15 protein-coding genes are annotated in these 17,947 nt (G+C 61.5%); 7 read left to right on the top strand and 8 right to left on the bottom strand.

Annotation, left to right across the window (positions count from 1 at the left end):
• Positions 1–148: 148 nt before the first annotated feature.
• Positions 149–670, top strand: coding sequence for a DUF6586 family protein (locus BLQ09_RS25680; protein ID WP_027604239.1), 522 nt, complete (start codon positions 149–151; stop codon positions 668–670).
• A 118-nt stretch (positions 671–788) separates the two neighbouring features.
• The gene (locus tag BLQ09_RS25685) at positions 789–1,022 is read left to right on the top strand and encodes a hypothetical protein (protein WP_010212068.1); all 234 of its coding nucleotides are present in this window, start codon (positions 789–791) and stop codon (positions 1,020–1,022) included.
• A gap of 83 nt (positions 1,023–1,105) precedes the next feature.
• Here BLQ09_RS25685 and sulA read toward each other — a convergent pair whose 3' ends face one another.
• Positions 1,106–1,579 (bottom strand): SOS-induced cell division inhibitor SulA, encoded by a 474-nt coding sequence (sulA, locus tag BLQ09_RS25690; RefSeq protein ID WP_092358973.1) that lies wholly within the window; start codon positions 1,577–1,579, stop codon positions 1,106–1,108.
• Between the two features lie 10 nt (positions 1,580–1,589).
• A complete protein-coding gene (lexA, locus tag BLQ09_RS25695; protein ID WP_003172575.1) occupies positions 1,590–2,198 on the bottom strand; it encodes a transcriptional repressor LexA in 609 nt (202 codons plus the stop codon).
• Positions 2,199–2,461: 263 nt separating this feature from the next.
• Here lexA and BLQ09_RS25700 point away from each other — a divergent pair, with 263 nt between their 5' ends.
• Both BLQ09_RS25700 and nagZ read left to right on the top strand, forming a co-directional pair.
• Complete coding sequence (locus BLQ09_RS25700) at positions 2,462–3,169, top strand: TetR/AcrR family transcriptional regulator (RefSeq protein ID WP_027604237.1); 708 nt, start codon at positions 2,462–2,464, stop codon at positions 3,167–3,169.
• Positions 3,170–3,305: 136 nt separating this feature from the next.
• Entirely contained in the window at positions 3,306–4,313 is a 1,008-nt protein-coding gene (gene nagZ, locus BLQ09_RS25705; protein ID WP_092358975.1) for a beta-N-acetylhexosaminidase, read from the top strand.
• Here the strand turns inward: nagZ and BLQ09_RS25710 are convergent.
• Genes BLQ09_RS25710 through mfd form a run of 3 tightly spaced genes read right to left on the bottom strand, consistent with a single transcriptional unit; the run spans position 4,310 to position 11,040 of the window.
• Positions 4,310–7,003: a DEAD/DEAH box helicase gene (locus tag BLQ09_RS25710; protein WP_092358977.1), complete on the bottom strand. Its 2,694-nt coding sequence runs from the start codon at positions 7,001–7,003 to the stop codon at positions 4,310–4,312. The genes nagZ and BLQ09_RS25710 overlap by 4 nt on opposite strands.
• A 9-nt stretch (positions 7,004–7,012) precedes the next feature.
• Positions 7,013–7,579: a CsiV family protein gene (locus BLQ09_RS25715; RefSeq protein ID WP_092358979.1), complete on the bottom strand. Its 567-nt coding sequence runs from the start codon at positions 7,577–7,579 to the stop codon at positions 7,013–7,015.
• A gap of 11 nt (positions 7,580–7,590) precedes the next feature.
• Complete coding sequence (mfd, locus tag BLQ09_RS25720) at positions 7,591–11,040, bottom strand: transcription-repair coupling factor (RefSeq protein ID WP_027604233.1); 3,450 nt, start codon at positions 11,038–11,040, stop codon at positions 7,591–7,593.
• 340 nt (positions 11,041–11,380) lie between these two features.
• On the opposite strand from mfd, the gene BLQ09_RS25725 reads away from it, so the two are divergent.
• On the top strand, positions 11,381–12,844 hold the full coding sequence (locus BLQ09_RS25725; protein WP_027604232.1) for a glyceraldehyde-3-phosphate dehydrogenase: 1,464 nt from the start codon (positions 11,381–11,383) through the stop codon (positions 12,842–12,844).
• Positions 12,845–13,038: 194 nt separating this feature from the next.
• Here the strand turns inward: BLQ09_RS25725 and BLQ09_RS25730 are convergent, their stop codons facing one another.
• Entirely contained in the window at positions 13,039–13,572 is a 534-nt protein-coding gene (locus tag BLQ09_RS25730; protein ID WP_092358981.1) for a chalcone isomerase family protein, read from the bottom strand.
• 234 nt (positions 13,573–13,806) lie between these two features.
• Here BLQ09_RS25730 and sthA point away from each other — a divergent pair, with 234 nt between their 5' ends.
• Entirely contained in the window at positions 13,807–15,201 is a 1,395-nt protein-coding gene (sthA, locus tag BLQ09_RS25735) for a Si-specific NAD(P)(+) transhydrogenase (protein ID WP_003189670.1), read from the top strand.
• Between the two features lie 42 nt (positions 15,202–15,243).
• On the opposite strand, the gene BLQ09_RS25740 is transcribed toward sthA, so the two are convergent.
• The gene (locus BLQ09_RS25740; RefSeq protein ID WP_027604230.1) at positions 15,244–15,966 is read right to left on the bottom strand and encodes a glycerophosphodiester phosphodiesterase; all 723 of its coding nucleotides are present in this window, start codon (positions 15,964–15,966) and stop codon (positions 15,244–15,246) included.
• 44 nt (positions 15,967–16,010) lie between these two features.
• Complete coding sequence (locus tag BLQ09_RS25745) at positions 16,011–16,595, bottom strand: PilZ domain-containing protein (protein WP_027604229.1); 585 nt, start codon at positions 16,593–16,595, stop codon at positions 16,011–16,013.
• 94 nt (positions 16,596–16,689) lie between these two features.
• Here BLQ09_RS25745 and BLQ09_RS25750 point away from each other — a divergent pair, with 94 nt between their 5' ends.
• On the top strand, positions 16,690–17,940 hold the full coding sequence (locus BLQ09_RS25750) for a lipoprotein-releasing ABC transporter permease subunit (protein ID WP_027604228.1): 1,251 nt from the start codon (positions 16,690–16,692) through the stop codon (positions 17,938–17,940).
• The last annotated feature ends 7 nt before the right edge of the window (positions 17,941–17,947 follow it).

The following is a 17,947-nucleotide window of genomic DNA, read 5'->3' on the forward strand; positions in this document are numbered from 1 at the left end:
AAGCCCCCTCCCACATTTGGATCTGTTTGGATCTGAAAGTCGAGTTTTGACCCGCATAAGCAGCGGTTTATTGCACTTGCAGTAGGCTCGGCTGATCCGTGACACTGTTCAGCCAGCATCACGCTTATTCGTTGTGGAGATTGCCGTTATGGCCAACGAGCTCTATACCCGTACCAATCAGAAAATTTATTTTGCGGGTTTGTCCCTGGAAGCCCTTGGCCGTGCCGAGGAGGGGAAGGAGATGAACGCGATCGCGCTGGTCCAGGCCGGGCGTGAAGCCGCGTTGTTCCACCTGTATGGTGCGTTACTGGGCTTGTGTCATGAAATCGCCGGGTTCTACCGCTTGCCCCAGGCCGGTTCGCCCCGTGCGGAAATGATCATGAATCGTGAGGTGCTGGAAAGCATGGCGATCCCTGAGCTGGCCGAGTTGGTGGAAATGGCGCAGAGCCCTGACAGCTGGGTCGCGCGTCTGCTTAAGGCCCATGCTGATATGTTTCAGCCACCCCGTGTTCCCCATGTGCCCAAGGGCGATGTGACCCAGCCCTTGATCGTGGCGGTAGCGCTGGAAGAGGAAGAGCCCGAGCCACTGAGTCGCGAAGAGTTGGAAGGCTGGCGTCAGGCGCTGAAAAAGATGGCATTGCGCTTTCGTGAAGGTTTGAACGAGTGCTGAACGTTGGTCGGATTCACATGGCACCGTTCATCAAGCCGTAAAGAAACCTCTTCAGATCCTCAGCGAGGCCGGGCGGATGACTGATATAATCCCGGCCTTTCGTGGAGAACAGACTTTTATGCCGACGTCCTTTCTGGAAATTGTTGAGTTGCCTGACGGCCGAATCGAGCTGCGCCGGGCCGAGGACGAAGGTTCTCTGGTTATCCTGGATTTTTCCGAGGACGCCAAGGTGTTCCTGCAGGGCCAGCACGTGGAAGTGGCAAAAGCCATGTTGAGCGTTGGTGTGCAGATGGCCGGTCGCCTGGCAGAAGGCGAGCCCGAGAAAGAAGACGGCCCGCGCGTTCTTCACTGAGTGTGGCAAGTGGGTTCGCTGTTGTGGCAAGCCCGCTCACCACAACAGGCCCCCTCCACAGGGATAGCCTGCGGCACACAGAATTAACCCAATCGAATATTCAAGCTCTGTGCATCGCCGGTACGCGCTGCGCTGATCAGCTGTCCCTTGGCAGTGGCATTCAGCGGGTTGAGCCAGCTCACCACGGTGTGGCTACGGCCCAGGCGCAAGGCTTCACAGGTTAACTGCTGAGCACTTTGCGCACCGCGGGGTTGCAGCAACAGGATGCGCTCGCGATTAAGGCCGGCATCCCGCAGCCAGGCCTGGGTCAGGCTGGCGGGCGGGGCGATCAGCGTCAACCAGCGTGCATCCTGTTCCTCGCTCAGTTCACGAAGGATCGGCGCCAGCAGGCTCAGGCAGCTCCCGGCCGCACCGCGCAACGACAGTTCACTGAACGCCTCAGGTTCGGCGCTCCAGGGCGCCTCGACCGTTTCCTTGAGGATGGGCGCAAGGGGTTGGGCCATAAAGGCCTCGAACAGCGACAGTTGTGTGTGTTGGGGGGTGTGCACGAGCTGCATGATGCCTCCTTTAGCGGCGAATGACGCCGACGCTCAGGCCTTCGATCACCAGGTCCTGATCTTTCAGGTTCACTTCAATCGGGGCGAACTCAGGGTTCTCGGCCAGGAGCCAGACCTTGCTGCCTTCGCGCTTGAAGCGTTTGACGGTGACTTCATCGCCGATACGGGCGACGACGATCTGGCCATTACGGGCTTCGCGGGTAGTGTGGACGGCCAGCAGGTCGCCATCGAAGATCCCTACGTCCTTCATGCTCATGCCGTGCACCCGTAACAGGTAGTCGGCGCGAGGGTGGAAGAAGGTCGGGTTGATGTTGCAGGATTCCTCGACGTGCTGCTGCGCCAGGATGGGCGCACCGGCGGCGACACGACCGATGATCGGCAGTGTCGATTCGTCGGCCTTGGCTTCGAAGCCAGGGATGCGAATACCCCGTGAAGCACCGGGGGTCATCTCGATCGCGCCTTTGCGAGCGAGGGCCTTGAGGTGTTCTTCGGCGGCGTTGGGGGACTTGAACCCCAGTTCCAGCGCAATTTCCGCTCGTGTCGGCGGGTAGCCGTTGTCATCGAGGCAGCGCTTGATAAAAGCCAGAATCTCAGCTTGGCGTGGCGTCAGTTTTAGCATGTTGATCGCTCTGTCTTTTTATACAGTGACTGGGATTATATACAGTGGACTGCACTTGGCAATCATCCTTTTCTGCGCCTCCGCTGGACGGTCATTCGTCAAGTGTCCTACAAGGCAGAGATAGCGCTGCCTACAGACCTGGGAGTATGTGATTAAATAGCGATGAAATAGATGACTGCCCGGCCGGAAAGCGAACTTGCAGGCTTGACAAGACACACCCTGAAACGTATGTTTCAAACAAGTGTTTGTCAGGCGGAGTATCCATGGCCCAGTCGGAAACCGTTGAACGCATTCTCGATGCTGCCGAGCAATTGTTCGCGGAAAAAGGATTTGCTGAAACTTCATTGCGGCTGATCACCAGCAAAGCCGGGGTCAACCTCGCCGCAGTGAACTACCATTTCGGCTCGAAAAAGGCCCTGATCCAGGCGGTATTCTCGCGCTTCCTGGGTCCGTTCTGTGCCAGCCTCGACCGTGAACTCGAGCGCCGCCAGGCCAAGGCCGACCACAAGCCGACCCTGGAAGACCTGCTGGAAATGCTCGTGGAGCAGGCGCTGGTGGTTCAGCCACGCAGCGGCAATGACCTGTCGATCTTCATGCGCCTGTTGGGCCTGGCATTCAGCCAGAGCCAGGGCCACTTGCGCCGTTACCTGGAAGACATGTACGGCAAGGTATTCCGCCGCTATATGTTGCTGGTCAACGAAGCCGCCCCGCGTATTCCGCCTATCGAACTGTTCTGGCGCGTGCACTTCATGCTCGGTGCGGCCGCATTCAGCATGTCCGGGATCAAGGCGTTGCGTGCGATTGCCGAGACCGATTTCGGCGTGAACACTTCTATTGAGCAGGTCATGCGCCTGATGGTGCCATTCCTTGCCGCCGGTATGCGCGCTGAAACCGGCGTGACCGACTCGGCCATGGCTGCCGCCCAATTGCGCCCGCGCAGCAAATCCACGCCAGCTGCCGCCAAGGTTTGACCGCTCCGGGTGTGCGCGGCCGCTTGCATCCGCTAAGCTAGCTGCCCATGTCGAATTCAGCTATTTACTCGCAACCTGTTGTCCTCACTGCGCCTGGTGGGGTCAACGGGTTGTGTGCGTTATTTAAGGAAGGTTTATGACTGCTGCCCTGCAAGGTTCTTTGATGGTCGACGTGGCCGGTACTTGGCTGACGGCCGAGGATCGCCACCTGTTGCGCCAGCCTGAAGTCGGTGGCCTGATCATTTTTGCGCGCAATATCGAGCACCCGCGGCAGGTGCGGGAATTGAGCGCGGCGATTCGTGCCGTGCGCCCGGACCTGCTGCTGGCGGTCGACCAGGAAGGCGGTCGCGTACAGCGCCTGCGCCAGGGCTTTGTGCGCCTGCCGGCCATGCGCGCGTTGGCGGACAACCCCAGCGCCGAGTACCTGGCCGAGCAGTGCGGCTGGATCATGGCCACTGAAGTACTGGCGGTCGGTCTCGACCTGAGCTTCGCCCCGGTACTGGACCTGGACTACCAGCGCAGCGCCGTGGTCGGCACCCGTTCCTTCGAGGGCAATCCCGAGCGCGCCGCCGTGCTCGCCGGTGCCTTTATCCGAGGCATGAACAGCGCCGGCATGGCCGCCACCGGTAAACACTTCCCGGGCCATGGCTGGGCCGAGGCTGATTCCCACGTCGCGATTCCCAATGATGAACGCAGCCTGGAACAGATTCGCGCCAATGACCTGGTGCCTTTCGCACGCCTGAGCAAGCAGTTGGCGGCAGTGATGCCGGCGCATGTTATCTACCCGCAGGTGGATGCGCAGCCTGCCGGTTTCTCACGCCGCTGGTTGCAGGACATCCTGCGCGGCGAGTTGCAGTTCGATGGGGTGATTTTCAGCGATGACCTGTCGATGGCTGGCGCCCATGTGGTCGGCGACGCGGCCAGTCGGATCGAGGCGGCGCTGACCGCCGGTTGCGACATGGGGCTGGTGTGCAACGATCGTGCGGCGGCTGAGCTGGCGCTGAGTGCGGCGCAGCGCATGAAGGTCACGCCGTCGGCCCGCATCGCGCGTATGCGTGGGCAGGCGATTGCTTCGACTGACTACAAGCAGGATCCGCGCTGGCTCACCGCACTGGGCGCTTTGCGGGATGCACAGCTGATCTAGCGCTTTTCCTGCTTATTGGGCAACGGCGCAAACAACGCCTCGATATCTTCGTTGCCCAACTGCCAATCCCCCGTCGTACGCCCATCCAGCACGCCCGCTGCCAGGTCGGATTTTTCCTTCTGCAGGTGCTGGATTTTCTCCTCCACCGTGCCCCGCGCAATCATCTTATAGACGAACACCGGCTTCTCCTGGCCGATGCGGTATGCACGGTCGGTGGCCTGGTTCTCGGTGGCCGGGTTCCACCAAGGGTCGTAGTGAATCACGGTGTCGGCTTCGGTCAGGTTCAGGCCCACGCCACCGGCCTTCAGGCTGATCAGGAAAATCTGCAACTTGCCGCTCTGGAAATCCTTCACCGGTGTGCGCCGGTCGCGGGTCTGGCCCGTCAACAGGGCGTAAGCGACACCGCGCTTTTTCAGCTCCACTTCGATCAGGCTCAACATCGAGGTGAACTGGGAAAACAACAGGATCCGGCGACCTTCCTCAAACAGCTCTTCGAGCATTTCCATCAGGCTGTCGAGCTTGCCCGAGCTGCTGCCGCGGGTGGGCAGGGTCGCGTCGTTGACCAGGCGCAGGTCGCAGCACACCTGGCGTAGCTTCAGCAGTGCTTCAAGGATGATGATCTGGCTGCGCGCCACGCCTTTGCGGGTGATTTCGTCGCGGACCTTTTTATCCATAGCCAGGCGCATGGTTTCGTACACATCACGCTGAGCCTCATTGAGATCGACCCAGTGAATGATTTCGGTCTTGGGCGGCAGCTCCGTGGCCACCTGCTCCTTGGTGCGGCGCAGCAGGAAGGGTTTGATACGGCCGTTGAGGTGCTGCAATCGCATCTCACTGGCGCGCTTTTCGATGGGAACGCGGTAGTCGCGGTTGAAGCTCTTGACGTCGCCCAGCCAGCCCGGCAGCAGGAAGTGGAACAGCGACCACAACTCGCCCAGATGATTTTCCAGCGGTGTGCCGCTCAGGCACAGGCGCTGCCGGGCATTCAGCTCGCGCGCGGCCTGGGCAGCCTTACTGGAAGGGTTCTTGATGTACTGGGCTTCATCGAGGATCAGCACATGCAAGGGCAGGGCGGCCAGGTGCTCGATGTCTTTGGGTAGCAGGGCGTAGGTGGTCAACAGCAGGTCGTAGTCCTGCAGGCTGGCGAAGTGTTTTTTGCGCGTGGCCCCGTACAGCGCCAGCACCTTGAGTTGCGGGGTGAAGTGCGCCGCTTCGTCGAGCCAGTTGGGGATCAGGCTGGTGGGCATCACCACCATGCACGGCCGGTCCAGGCGCCCGGCGATCTTTTCACTGAGGATATGCGCCAGGGTCTGCAGGGTTTTGCCCAGGCCCATGTCATCCGCAAGTATGCCGCCCACCTCCAGTTGGCGCAGCGACTGCATCCAGCTCAACCCTTCCAGTTGATAAGGTCGCAAGGTCGCGTTCAGGCCTTCGGGCGCCACGCAGGTGAAGTCCTTGATGTCCCGCAGGCGCTGGGCAAAGTTGCGGATCTTCTCGCCGCCCTCCCATTGCAGGGGCAGGTCTTCCAGCGGGTTGAGGCGAATAGCATCGGCCTTGGCCAGGCGCAGCGCGGTGGTGCCGGGCTCCTGCAGGTAAAACTCGCCGAGGGTGGCCAGTACCGGTTTCAGGCGGCCGTAGGGCAGGGCCACTTGCAGCGGGCCGTGGCCGCCATTGGGCAGGCCGGGAATATTCACCAGGATCAGCTCGTCATCCCGGCGTCGCGCGAGTTTTTCCGGGTTGAGGATCTCGGTGTGGGAGCGCATCAGGTTGAGCAGGATCGGTAGCAGGCTCAGGCGCTCACCGTTGACGATAATCCCCAGTTCCAGGTCGAACCAGTCGCGCTCGGGGCCTTCATCGACGGTGGCGTACCAGTCGTCGACGGCGCTCAGGTCAAACCCGAAGTCATCATCGATCTGCAGTTCCCAGCCCTCGGCCCGCAGGGTCGGCGAGGCATTGAGGGTGAAGTTCAGCCAGGCGCTGTCATTGACCATCTCGAACAGCTCGCCGGCGCTTTCCGGCAAGGCCTTGCTCTGGCGCGTGGCGATCTTGAAACCGAGCAGGCGCAGTTGTTCGCGATAGGGCTGCTCCAGCTCGGGATGGCGCTTGATGCGCAGGCTCTGGGTTTCCTGGCGCACGATGATGTCGGCGTTCTTCTGCCCGCTGACATAGTTGCCCAGGTAGTTGAACGACAACGCCGCACGGTGCTGGATATAGCGTTGCATCTTGCCGTTGCGCGGCTCAAATGCGCTGAACTCGACGCTGGCCAGCCACAGGCGCGGCACGGGCACCACATCCTCCATCACCACCTGCGGCAACACCACGCGGTTATCCAGCACGGCCTGGAGTTTTTCCAGCAACTCGGCATCCTGGGCCGCCGCCGGGTAGGCCAGGGTTTCCTGGACCTTGAGCAGCACCGCCGCGATGTGTTTGCAGTTGGTGTGCACCGGGCAGGTACAGCGGCTGTCCACCAGGATCAGCGCGCCCTTGGCAGATTCGCGCAATGAGATGGTCTGCCGGTAAACGTTGCCCCCCGAGCCTTCGCAACTGGCGATGATGGTGCTGTCGCCGGACTCGACGATGCGCACACGGTTTTCCAGGGCATAGCGCCGCCCGCGCTCCAGGCTTTGTTCTTTGAAGCGATTGGCCCATGAAGGGGCCAGGGGTTTGGTCAACGGCGACGTCAGGGGCATGGCGCTGGATCAGTCCTGAATGTCGGGTGGGGGTGCGCTGGGTGGCTTGGCGGTCAGCGAAGTGATCTTGATCAGCAGTGCCAGGTGGCCGCCGTCCAGGTAGTTGAGCTGGTTGTTCTTGGTGCGCACGTCTTTCTGGCTCAGGTGTTCGCTGGCCACCACGCTGCCGTTGCTGTCGAACGTGTTGAGCCAGAAGTCCGCATCGATATCCGTGAAGCGCCCCAGTTGCAGGCTCAACACGCCCTCGATGGGGAACTGGCCGAACTGCTCCTTGCCGTCGGTGATCGCGATCCTGACCGGCTGCTCGCCGAGGTTCTGTTCCCAGGCCTTGTGCGCCAGCACGGTGAAGCTGTTATCGGCGTTGAGTTTGTCGACGATATTGTTCAGGCGCGGCGGGCTCAGCCTGTCGCCCAACCGCTGCGCGCCCGCATCCCAGTTTTCCGGCGCAGCGCGGCTGTTGAGCGCCGGCTCCGCGTTCTGGCGTACCAGGATCATTTCCACCTGGTACGGACTGTCGGCAAATGCCGAAGGCGCGAGTACCACCAACAACAGGCTCAGAATGCGGAACAGGCGCATTGGGGCGTCCTTCAAGCAGATTTCGGGATGAGGCGCTCGAACAACGCCTCCAATGTATTAAAGCGTTCTTCGGCACGTTCCATCGGCACCATGAACTTGAACAGCGTAGCCCCTTCGAACTTGTAGCGATTGGGCTGGCCCTGGATCAGCTTGATCAGCACCAGGGGGTCCACCGGCGTCTGCGCTTCGAACTCGATACGCCCGCCTTGCGGCCCGGCGTCGACTTTCTTGATCCCGAGCTGCTCGGCCTGCAATTTGAGCAGGGTCAGGCGCACCAGGTTCTTGGTCGGCTCGGGCAGCAGGCCGAAGCGGTCGATCATCTCCACCTGCAGGTCCTTGAGGCCCTCTTCGTCGGTGGCCGAGGCGATGCGCTTGTACAGGATCAGGCGTGCATGCACATCCGGCAGGTAGTCTTCGGGGATCAACGCCGGCAAGCGCAGGTTGATTTCCGGACCGCCGCCCAGGGGCTGGTCGAGGTTTGGCTGCTCGCCCTTGCGGATGGCTTTCACCGCGCGTTCGAGCATCTCCATATACAGGGTGAAGCCGACGGCCTGGATTTGCCCGCTCTGGCCATCGCCCAGCAGTTCGCCGGCACCGCGGATTTCCAGGTCGTTGGTGGCCAGGACAAAACCGGCGCCCAGGTCCTGGGTGTTGGCGATCGCTTCCAGGCGCTTCTCGGCGTCCCCGGTGATCTGCTGGCGGGGCGGCGTCAGCAGGTAGGCATACGCCTGGTGGTGACTGCGCCCAACCCGGCCGCGCAGCTGGTGCAGCTGGGCCAGGCCGAACTTGTCCGCCCGTTCGATGATGATGGTGTTGGCGCTAGGCACGTCGATGCCGGTCTCGATGATGGTCGAGGCGATCAGCACGTTGAAGCGCTTGTGGTAGAAGTCGCTCATCACCTGTTCGAGATCGCGTTCGCGCATCTGCCCGTGGCCGATGGCGATGCGTGCTTCCGGCACCAGTTCGGCGAGGTCGGCGGCGCATTTCTCGATGGTTTTTACGTCGTTGTGCAGGTAGTACACCTGGCCGCCACGCAGCAATTCCCGCAGCAGCGCTTCCTTGACTGTGCTTTTGTTCTGCTCCATCACGAACGTGCGCACCGACAGGCGCCTCGCCGGCGGTGTGGCGATGATCGACAGGTCGCGCATGCCCGACACCGCCATGTTCAGCGTACGCGGAATCGGCGTGGCGGTGAGAGTAAGGATGTCGACCTCGCTGCGCAGGGCCTTGAGCTGTTCTTTCTGACGCACACCGAAGCGGTGTTCTTCGTCGATGATCACCAGGCCCAGGTTCTTGATCTTTACATCGTCCGACAGCAGCTTGTGCGTTCCGATCACGATGTCGATCTTGCCTTCGGCGAGGTCGGCGACGGCGGCATTCACCTCCTTGGCGGACTTGAAGCGGCTCATCACTTCCACGGTCACCGGCCAGTCGGCAAAGCGGTCACGGAAGCTGTTGTAGTGTTGCTGGGCGAGCAGGGTGGTCGGCACCAGGATCGCCACTTGCTTGCCGCCGTGTACCGCAATAAAGGCCGCGCGCATGGCCACTTCGGTCTTGCCGAAGCCCACGTCGCCGCACACCAGGCGGTCCATCGGCTTGGGCGCGAGCATGTCGGCGCGCACCGCTTCGATGGTGGTTTGCTGGTCCGGGGTTTCTTCGAATGCGAAGCCGGCGCTGAAGGTGGCGTAGTCGGCCTTCGGGTCGGCGAAGGCATACCCTTCGCGCGCCGCACGACGGGCATAGATGTCGAGCAGTTCGGCGGCGACATCGCGCACTTGCTCGGCGGCCTTGCGCTTGGCTTTCTGCCAGGTCTCGGAGCCCAGGCGGTGCAACGGCGCCAGGGCGTCGTCGCTGCCGGTGTAGCGGGCGATCAGGTGCAGGTTGGCCACCGGCACGTAGAGCTTGGCGCCCTCGGCGTATTCCATGGTGAGGAATTCGGCGGCCTGGTTGTCGATCTCCAGGGTCTGCAGGCCCAGGTAGCGGCCGACACCGTGGTCGATATGCACCACCGGCGCGCCTTCGCGCAGTTCCGTGAGGTTTTTGATCACCGCGTCGTTGTTGGCGTCGGCGCGTTTTTCACGGCGGCGACGCTGCATCACGCGCTGGCCGAACAGCGGGCTTTCGGCGATCAGCGCGAGCGCCGGGTCATCCAGCAGCAGGCCTTCGTCCAGTGGCGCGATGGTGATCGCCAGGCGCTCTTTGCTGGCGACAAAATCCGGCCAGCTGTCGACGGTTTTCGGCCGCAGCTTCAGGCGTTCCAGCAGCTCCAGCAGCACTTCACGGCGCCCGGCGGATTCGGCGGTGAACAGCACGCGGCCGGGGAAGTCGCCGAGGAAGTTCGAGAGTGCTTCCAGGGGTTGCGTGGCTTTGGCCTGGATCGCCAGGTCCGGCAACGTCGCCGCAGGGAAGCGCTCGCGGCCGCTGCCGGTGTCCACATCCTGCTGGCTGGCGACCACGCGCGGCCAGTTTTTCAGGCGGGCGAAACAGTCTTCCACCGGCAGGAACAGCTCGGCGGGCGGTAATAAAGGCCGGGAAGGATCGACGCGGCGCTCTTCATAGCGGTTACGCACGTCGTTCCAGAAGTTTTCCGCCGCCTGTTCGATGCCCGGCAACGAGAACACCTGGGTGTCCTGGGGCAGGTAGTCGAACAGGGTCGAGGTTTCGTCGAAGAACAGCGGCAGGTAGTACTCGATGCCCGCCGGGGTAATCCCGCTGCTCAAGTCCTGGAAGATCGGGCAGCGGCGGAAGTCCACGTCAAAGCGTTCACGGAAGCGCGCCTTGAAGCGCGTGACCGCGTCCTTTTGCAGCGGGAACTCCCGTGCCGGCAACAGCTTGATCGACTCGACCTTGTCGATGGACCGCTGGTTTTCCGGGTCGAAGGTGCGCAGGGTCTCGATTTCGTCATCGAACAGGTCGATGCGGTACGGCAACTTGCTGCCCATGGGGAACAGGTCGATCAGCGCACCACGCACGGCGAATTCACCGTGTTCATACACCGTGTCGACGCAGCGGTAGCCGCTGGCTTCGAGGCGCGTGCGCATCTGTTCCACGTCGAGCTTCTGGCCGATATCCAGCACCAGGCTGCTGCCCAGCAGGAACTTGGTCGGCGCCAGGCGGTGCAGGGCGGTGGTGATCGGCACCACCAACACACCGTGGGCCAGTTCCGGCAGGCGGTACAGGCTGGCGATGCGCTGGGAGATGATGTCCTGGTGCGGAGAGAACAGGTCGTAGGGCAGGGTTTCCCAGTCGGGAAAATGCAGCACCGGCAAATCGGGGGCGAAGAAGCTCAGCTCCTGCTCCAACCGTTCGGCGCTTTGGCTGTCGGCGGTAAGCAGCAGGGTAAAGCGCTTGGCTGCGCTGGCAGCCTCGGCAATGGCCAGGCTCAGGGCGGCACCGGGCAGGTTGCCCCAGTGCTGTTTACCTGCCGCGGCAGGGAGAAGCGGTAGACGCAGAACGGGCACGGAAGGTTGAGCTCCAAGCGTTGCGACAAAGTCGGTAATTGTAACGGCCCGGGGTGCCGCCTGTCAGTTGCTGACTGAGCCTATTACGGTTTGTAGGAAATGTAGTGGCTAAGACAAACAAAGCAGCCTTTTGACTCATTATGTAGTGCCGTTTTGCACGGATGTTTCGGAGAGTTACGGACAAGTTGGCGGCACTGCGCCATTGGTGGCCTTCTGAAGCCCGCGTGTTTCCTGGCCTGTAGCGGGGTGGTATTTTTTTGCAAGGGCTTTTTGTTGTGGTTGGCGCATTGCTCAACGGGCGGTCGGACGACATAATGTAGCCCCTTTTTTCAGCCCCTACATGTGGAAGGTTCCCGTGACTCAGAAGCCCGACCAGTGTCTTGGTGAATGGATCGACCGTGAAGCACTCGCAGAAGCGATGATCCCGCTTATCGGTCAGCTGTACCGCAATAACAATGTGGTGAGCTCGATCTATGGCCGCAGCCTGATCAACCAATCAGTCATCGCGATTCTCAAGGCGCATCGCTTTGCTCGCCATCGTTCCGCCGACGACAGCGAACTCTCCGTCCACGAAACATTCCCCCTGCTCAAGGCCATGAGCGAGCTCAAGCTCGGCGCGGCTTCGGTAGACCTGGGCAAGCTGGCCTACAAGTTCCGCAAGGAAGGTGCCGGCCGCAGCGCCGAGCAGTTCGTGCGTGAAGAAATGGCCGATGTGGTGGGCCAGCAAAACGCCGCTGCCCGCAAAGGCACCGACGTTGTCCTCTACGGTTTCGGTCGTATCGGCCGCCTGCTGGCGCGCATCCTGATCGAAAAAACCGGTGGCGGCGACGGCCTGCGCCTGCGTGCCATCGTGGTGCGCAAAGGCGCCGAGAACGACCTGACCAAACGCGCCAGCCTGCTGCGTCGCGATTCGGTACACGGTTCGTTCAACGGCACCATCACCATCGACGAAGAAAACAACACCATTACCGCCAACGGCAACCTGATCCAGGTGATCTACGCGAAGAACCCGACCGAGGTGGATTACACCCAGTACGGCATCAAGGACGCCCTGCTGGTGGACAACACCGGCGTATGGCGTGATGCCGAAGGCCTGGGCCAGCACCTGGCCTGCCCGGGCATCGACCGCGTCGTGCTGACCGCGCCTGGCAAAGGCAAGCTCAAGAACATCGTGCACGGCATCAACCACGGTGAAATCACCGCTGACGACAAGATCGTGTCCGCCGCCTCCTGCACCACCAACGCCATCGTGCCGGTGCTCAAGGCCGTTAATGACAAGTTCGGCATCGTCAACGGCCACGTTGAAACCGTTCACTCGTACACCAACGACCAGAACCTGATCGACAACTTCCACAAGGGCGATCGCCGTGGCCGCAGCGCCGCGCTGAACATGGTCATCACCGAGACCGGTGCCGCCACCGCCGCTGCCAAGGCCTTGCCTGAGCTGGCCGGCAAGCTGACCGGTAACGCGATCCGTGTGCCGACGCCGAACGTGTCGATGGCCATTCTCAACCTGAACCTTGAGAAAGCCGCTACCCGTGAAGAGATGAACGAGTACCTGCGCTACATGGCGCTGCACTCCGACCTGCACAAGCAAATCGACTTCGTCAATTCCCAGGAAGTGGTGTCCACCGACTTCGTTGGCTCGCGCCACGCCGGTGTAGTGGACGCGGAAGCGACCATTACCCAGGACAACCGCGTTGTACTGTACGTCTGGTACGACAACGAGTTCGGCTACAGCTGCCAGGTGGTTCGCGTGATGGAAGACATGGCCGGGGTCAACCCGCCTGCGTTCCCGCGCTAAGCCTTAGCACTGAATGAAAAAGCCCCGACTGGTTCGGGGCTTTTTCATGGCAGCGGGTTTGTGTTGTCGAGCAGGGCCTGATCGGCAGCAGGCTCCTTCCCACATTTCGAGGTGTGAATACCTTCAAATGTGGGAGGGGGCTCGCCCCCGATAGCGGTAGTTCAGCGTATGCCTGCCTAACGGGCAGGCCATTTTCATTTCAGCAGTTTGCCGCGCAAGTCATCGGACAAACCCTTGGGCGCCAGCCAAATGCCCAGGTAGGCCCTTGCCAGCGCGTCATTGGCGCTGCTGAACACCACCTGCCCATTGATCTCCAGATTCAGGCCACGGCCGGGGCGAAAGTCCAGGGCGTAGCGATCACCGCTGCGGATGTTACGAAAGCTGGCGTGCAACTGGTCGACTTCAAGCCTCAGGCGAGGGCTGGCTTGCTGGCGCTCCAAGGTGGCCGTCGCCGCCTTGATCACATCGTTGCGGTCGATGTCGCGAAAGTAATACAGCACAAGGCGCAGCGGCTGTTGCGAGTCCCATGCCTGCCTGGCGCTCACGGTCTGCGGGGTATACAGCGCAGCCGCGTACACATCCGCCCAGAGGTAGGTGAACACCGTCTGGTTTTTCAGCGCCAGTCCGGGGGCTTGCGCAGGAAAATCGGCTTGCCGGAGGCGGTCTGCTTCATTCGCATACACCACAACCGAAAAAATCATCATTAAACAGAAAACGACATGCCGCATAATGGCCCGTCCTGCAAAGGTGCGTGTCAGCAGTGTAATGCCGGTTTCCTGTTCCTGTAGTAAAGGCAAAACTGGCCTACGACGCGACCAAGGGTTAATGTGCGCGGCGTTGAGCCTTATATAGACTGTGCCCCGGTTCACACACTTGAGCCAAATTGTCCTTCATGACCGCTGGCCGCGGCATGATTTAGCCAGGCGTCCAACCGTGCGCCTGGCCTGTTCTGAGGAGTACGCATGGCTGTCTACAACTACGACGTGGTGGTACTGGGTTCCGGCCCGGCTGGAGAAGGTGCGGCGATGAACGCCGCGAAGGCAGGGCGCAAGGTGGCGATGGTCGATAGCCGTCGCCAGGTCGGCGGTAACTGCACCCACCTGGGCACCATCCCGTCCAAGGCTTTGCGTCACTCGGTGCGCCAGATCATGCAGTTCAACACCAACCCGATGTTTCGGGCCATTGGTGAGCCGCGCTGGTTCTCGTTCCCGGACGTGCTGAAAAGCGCCGAGAAGGTCATCTCCAAGCAAGTCGCTTCGCGCACCGGCTACTACGCCCGTAACCGTGTCGACCTGTTCTTCGGCACCGGCAGCTTCGCCGACGAGCAAACCGTCGAAGTGGTGTGCGCCAACGGCGTGGTCGAGAAGCTGGTGGCCAAGCACATCATCATCGCCACCGGTTCGCGCCCGTATCGCCCGGCGGATATCGATTTCCACCACCCGCGTATCTACGATAGCGACACCATCCTCAGCCTGGGCCACACCCCGCGCAAGCTGATCATCTACGGCGCCGGCGTGATCGGCTGTGAATACGCCTCGATCTTCAGCGGCCTGGGCGTGCTGGTGGAGCTGGTGGACAACCGCGACCAGTTGCTGAGCTTCCTCGACTCGGAAATTTCCCAGGCGTTGAGCTACCACTTCAGCAACAACAACATCACCGTGCGTCACAACGAAGAATACGAGCGGGTCGAAGGCCTGGACAACGGCGTGATCCTGCACCTCAAGTCCGGCAAGAAGATCAAGGCCGATGCCTTGCTGTGGTGCAACGGCCGTACCGGCAACACCGACAAGCTCGGCATGGAAAACATCGGGGTCAAGGTCAACAGCCGTGGCCAGATCGAAGTCGACGAGAACTATCGCACCTGCGTGCCGAACATCTACGGTGCCGGTGACGTGATCGGCTGGCCAAGCCTGGCCAGTGCGGCGCATGACCAGGGCCGTTCGGCGGCCGGCAGCATTGTCGACAACGGCAGCTGGCGTTACGTGAACGACGTGCCGACTGGGATCTACACGATTCCCGAGATCAGCTCGATCGGCAAGAACGAGCACGAACTGACCAAGGCCAAGGTGCCTTACGAAGTGGGCAAGGCGTTCTTCAAGAGCATGGCGCGTGCGCAGATCGCCGGTGAGCCGCAAGGCATGCTCAAGATCCTGTTCCACCGCGAAACCCTGGAAGTCCTCGGCGTGCATTGCTTCGGCTACCAGGCTTCGGAGATCGTGCACATCGGCCAGGCGATCATGAACCAGCCGGGTGAGCAAAATACCCTCAAGTATTTCGTCAACACCACGTTCAACTACCCGACCATGGCCGAAGCCTATCGGGTAGCGGCCTACGACGGCCTCAACCGGCTTTTTTGAGCGGCTCCGGCCGGTGGCCTGAGCCGGCCGGGGAGACCGATTTCAGTAATTCTCGAGGGTGGCAGTGGCCAAACCGGGAAAGTCTGTAATCAGGCTATCTACGCCGAAGTCGGCGAGCCTGCGCATCAGCGCAGGTTCGTTGACCGTCCACACGGACACATGCAAACCCTGGCGCTGGGCTTTTTCCAGGCGTTCGGGGGTGCACAACGTCCAGTTCAACGCCAGCATCTCACAGCCGTAGTTCTGCGCGACCTTCAGCGGGTCGAGCCAGGCATATTCGGCGACGAGCCCGCGTGACAGGTCGGGGGTGAGTTCAACCGCTGCTTTCAACACTTCCCGCGAGCTTGAGGTCACGGTGACCTTGTCCATCAGGCCGAAACGCACGGCCATCTCACGAATGGCCAGCACGGTGGTCGCGGCGCGGGTGCGCGAGGCGCTTTTGACTTCCAGTTGCCAGTGATCGAAGTCGCACTGTTCGAACAGCTCTTCCAGGCGCGGAATCGGGCAAGGCTTGACCCAGCCCGGGCCGCCTTTGCGCGCGTCCATCTTCACCAGGTCTGCCGCCGAATACTCGACGACTTTGCCGCGCCGGTCGGTGGTGCGCTTGAGGGTCGGGTCGTGGATGACCATCAGCTCGCCGTCCATGGACAGGTGCAAATCCAGTTCGCAGCGGCGTACACCGTGCTTGAGACACGCCTGGAAGCTGGTCAGGGTGTTTTCCGGTGCTTCGCCTTTGGCACCGCGGTGGCCGTAGATCAGGGTCACAGTTGCTCCTTTACGCCAGCTTGTCTGGCGGGGTAAATACGAATTCAGGTGTCTTGGGCGTCGCTCTGTTCCCGTGCCAGGCGCCGTTCCTGCGCCTGTTTCTGCAGGATGTAGCGCGCCAGCAGCTGGCGTTGGGCATCGGTCATGGCTTCGAATTCCGTGCCGACGTCAAAGCCTGTGCCCTTGGGATCGCAATGGGTGACCCGCGCGCGCAGCAGCAGGCCGAGCGCCTGGGGCATCAGCACCAGCTTGACCGCCAGGTGCGCACCCACCGTCAGGGGGGAGGGGTGTTGGAAATCGATGCCGCCTTCGGAAATGATCACCGGCTGCGGGGCGCCGACCTCATCCAGCAGGCCGCGGGCCATGATTTGGCTGAGCAAGTCCAGGCGTTTGTTCTGCACCCGGAGAAAGGCCACGAGGGTGCGATCCTTCTCGCTGAGCTGGCGCAGCAGGTGCTGGGCTTCAAATTCGCTCAGGTGCAGTTCACTGAGCAGATTGAACAGCGGTGAATCATCCAGCAACACTTCCTTGCTCGCCGCTTCGGGGGCAGACAGGCTTTTGATTTGGAGTGCGATCATGTCGTCGATACGGTAGTATTCGCGGCGCTCTTCTTCATCTAATGTCGACATGGCGAACCCCAGGTAACGGTAATGGTCTGAGTGTAAAGCTGCTTACCAGACCCCGCCACCGGGACGTCTTCTTTTCCTCCGAACAAGCCCCGACATGTTCAGACCTCTCTTCGTATTTATTGGCACGCGTTATACCCGTGCAAAGCGTCGCAATCATTTTGTGTCGTTCATTTCCTTGACCTCGATGATCGGTCTCGCCCTTGGCGTGGTCGTGATGATCGTAGTGCTGTCGGTGATGAACGGCTTCGATCATGAGATGCGCACCCGCGTGCTGGGCATGGTGCCCCACGCGACCATCGAGGGCGATGCGCCCATCAGCGACTGGCAAAGCCTGGCCGCCAAGGTCAAGCAGAACCCCAAGGTAGTGGCCGTGGCGCCGTTTACCCAGATGCAGGGGCTGCTGACCAACGACGGCAAGGTGCAGAAAATCCTGCTCAATGCCATCGACCCGGCCCAGGAACGCAACGTCTCGATCATCGACAAGTTCATGTTGCAGGGCAAACTCGACGATCTGGCCCCCGGCAGCTTTGGCATTGTCATCGGTGACAAGGCGGCGGCCAAGCTCGGCGTAGGCATCGGCGACAAGCTGACCTTCGTCGCGCCGGAAGTCACCGTGACGCCGGCCGGCATGTTCCCGCGCATGAAGCGCTTTACCGTGGTCGGCACTTTCCACGTCGGCGCCGGCGAGATCGACGGCTACCTCGGCCTGACCAACCTCACCGACCTGGCCCGCCTGCATCGCTGGCAGCCGGACCAGGTGCAAGGCCTGCGCCTGAAGTTCAACGACTTGTTCGATGCCCCGCGCGGCGCCTGGGAAATCGCCCAGCACCTGGGTGAAAGCCAGTACTACGCCCGCGACTGGACTCGCACCCACGGCAACCTGTACCAGGCCATCCGCATGGAAAAAGCCATGATCGGCCTGCTGTTGCTGCTGATCGTCGCCGTTGCCGCCTTCAACATCATCTCCACGCTGGTGATGGTGGTGAATGACAAGAAGGGCGACATCGCCATCCTGCGCACCCTCGGCGCCACGCCGGGGCAGATCATGGCGATCTTCATGGTGCAGGGCACCGTGATCGGCGTGGTCGGCACCTTGATCGGCACCGCGGTAGGCATTTTGGCCGCGCTGAATGTCAGTGCCGCCATCGCCTTGCTTGAAAAGGTGATCGGCCACAAGTTCCTCAACGCCGACGTCTACTTCATCGATTACCTGCCGTCCCAGGTGCAAGCCCAGGACGTGCTGATGGTGGGCGGCGCCGCGTTGGTCCTGAGTTTCCTTGCCACCCTGTATCCAGCCTGGCGCGCGGCACGTACCCAGCCAGCACAGGCCTTACGTTATGAGTGAATCGGGC

Source organism: Pseudomonas sp. NFACC25 (genome assembly GCF_900100935.1).
GTDB lineage: Bacteria > Pseudomonadota > Gammaproteobacteria > Pseudomonadales > Pseudomonadaceae > Aquipseudomonas > Aquipseudomonas marginalis.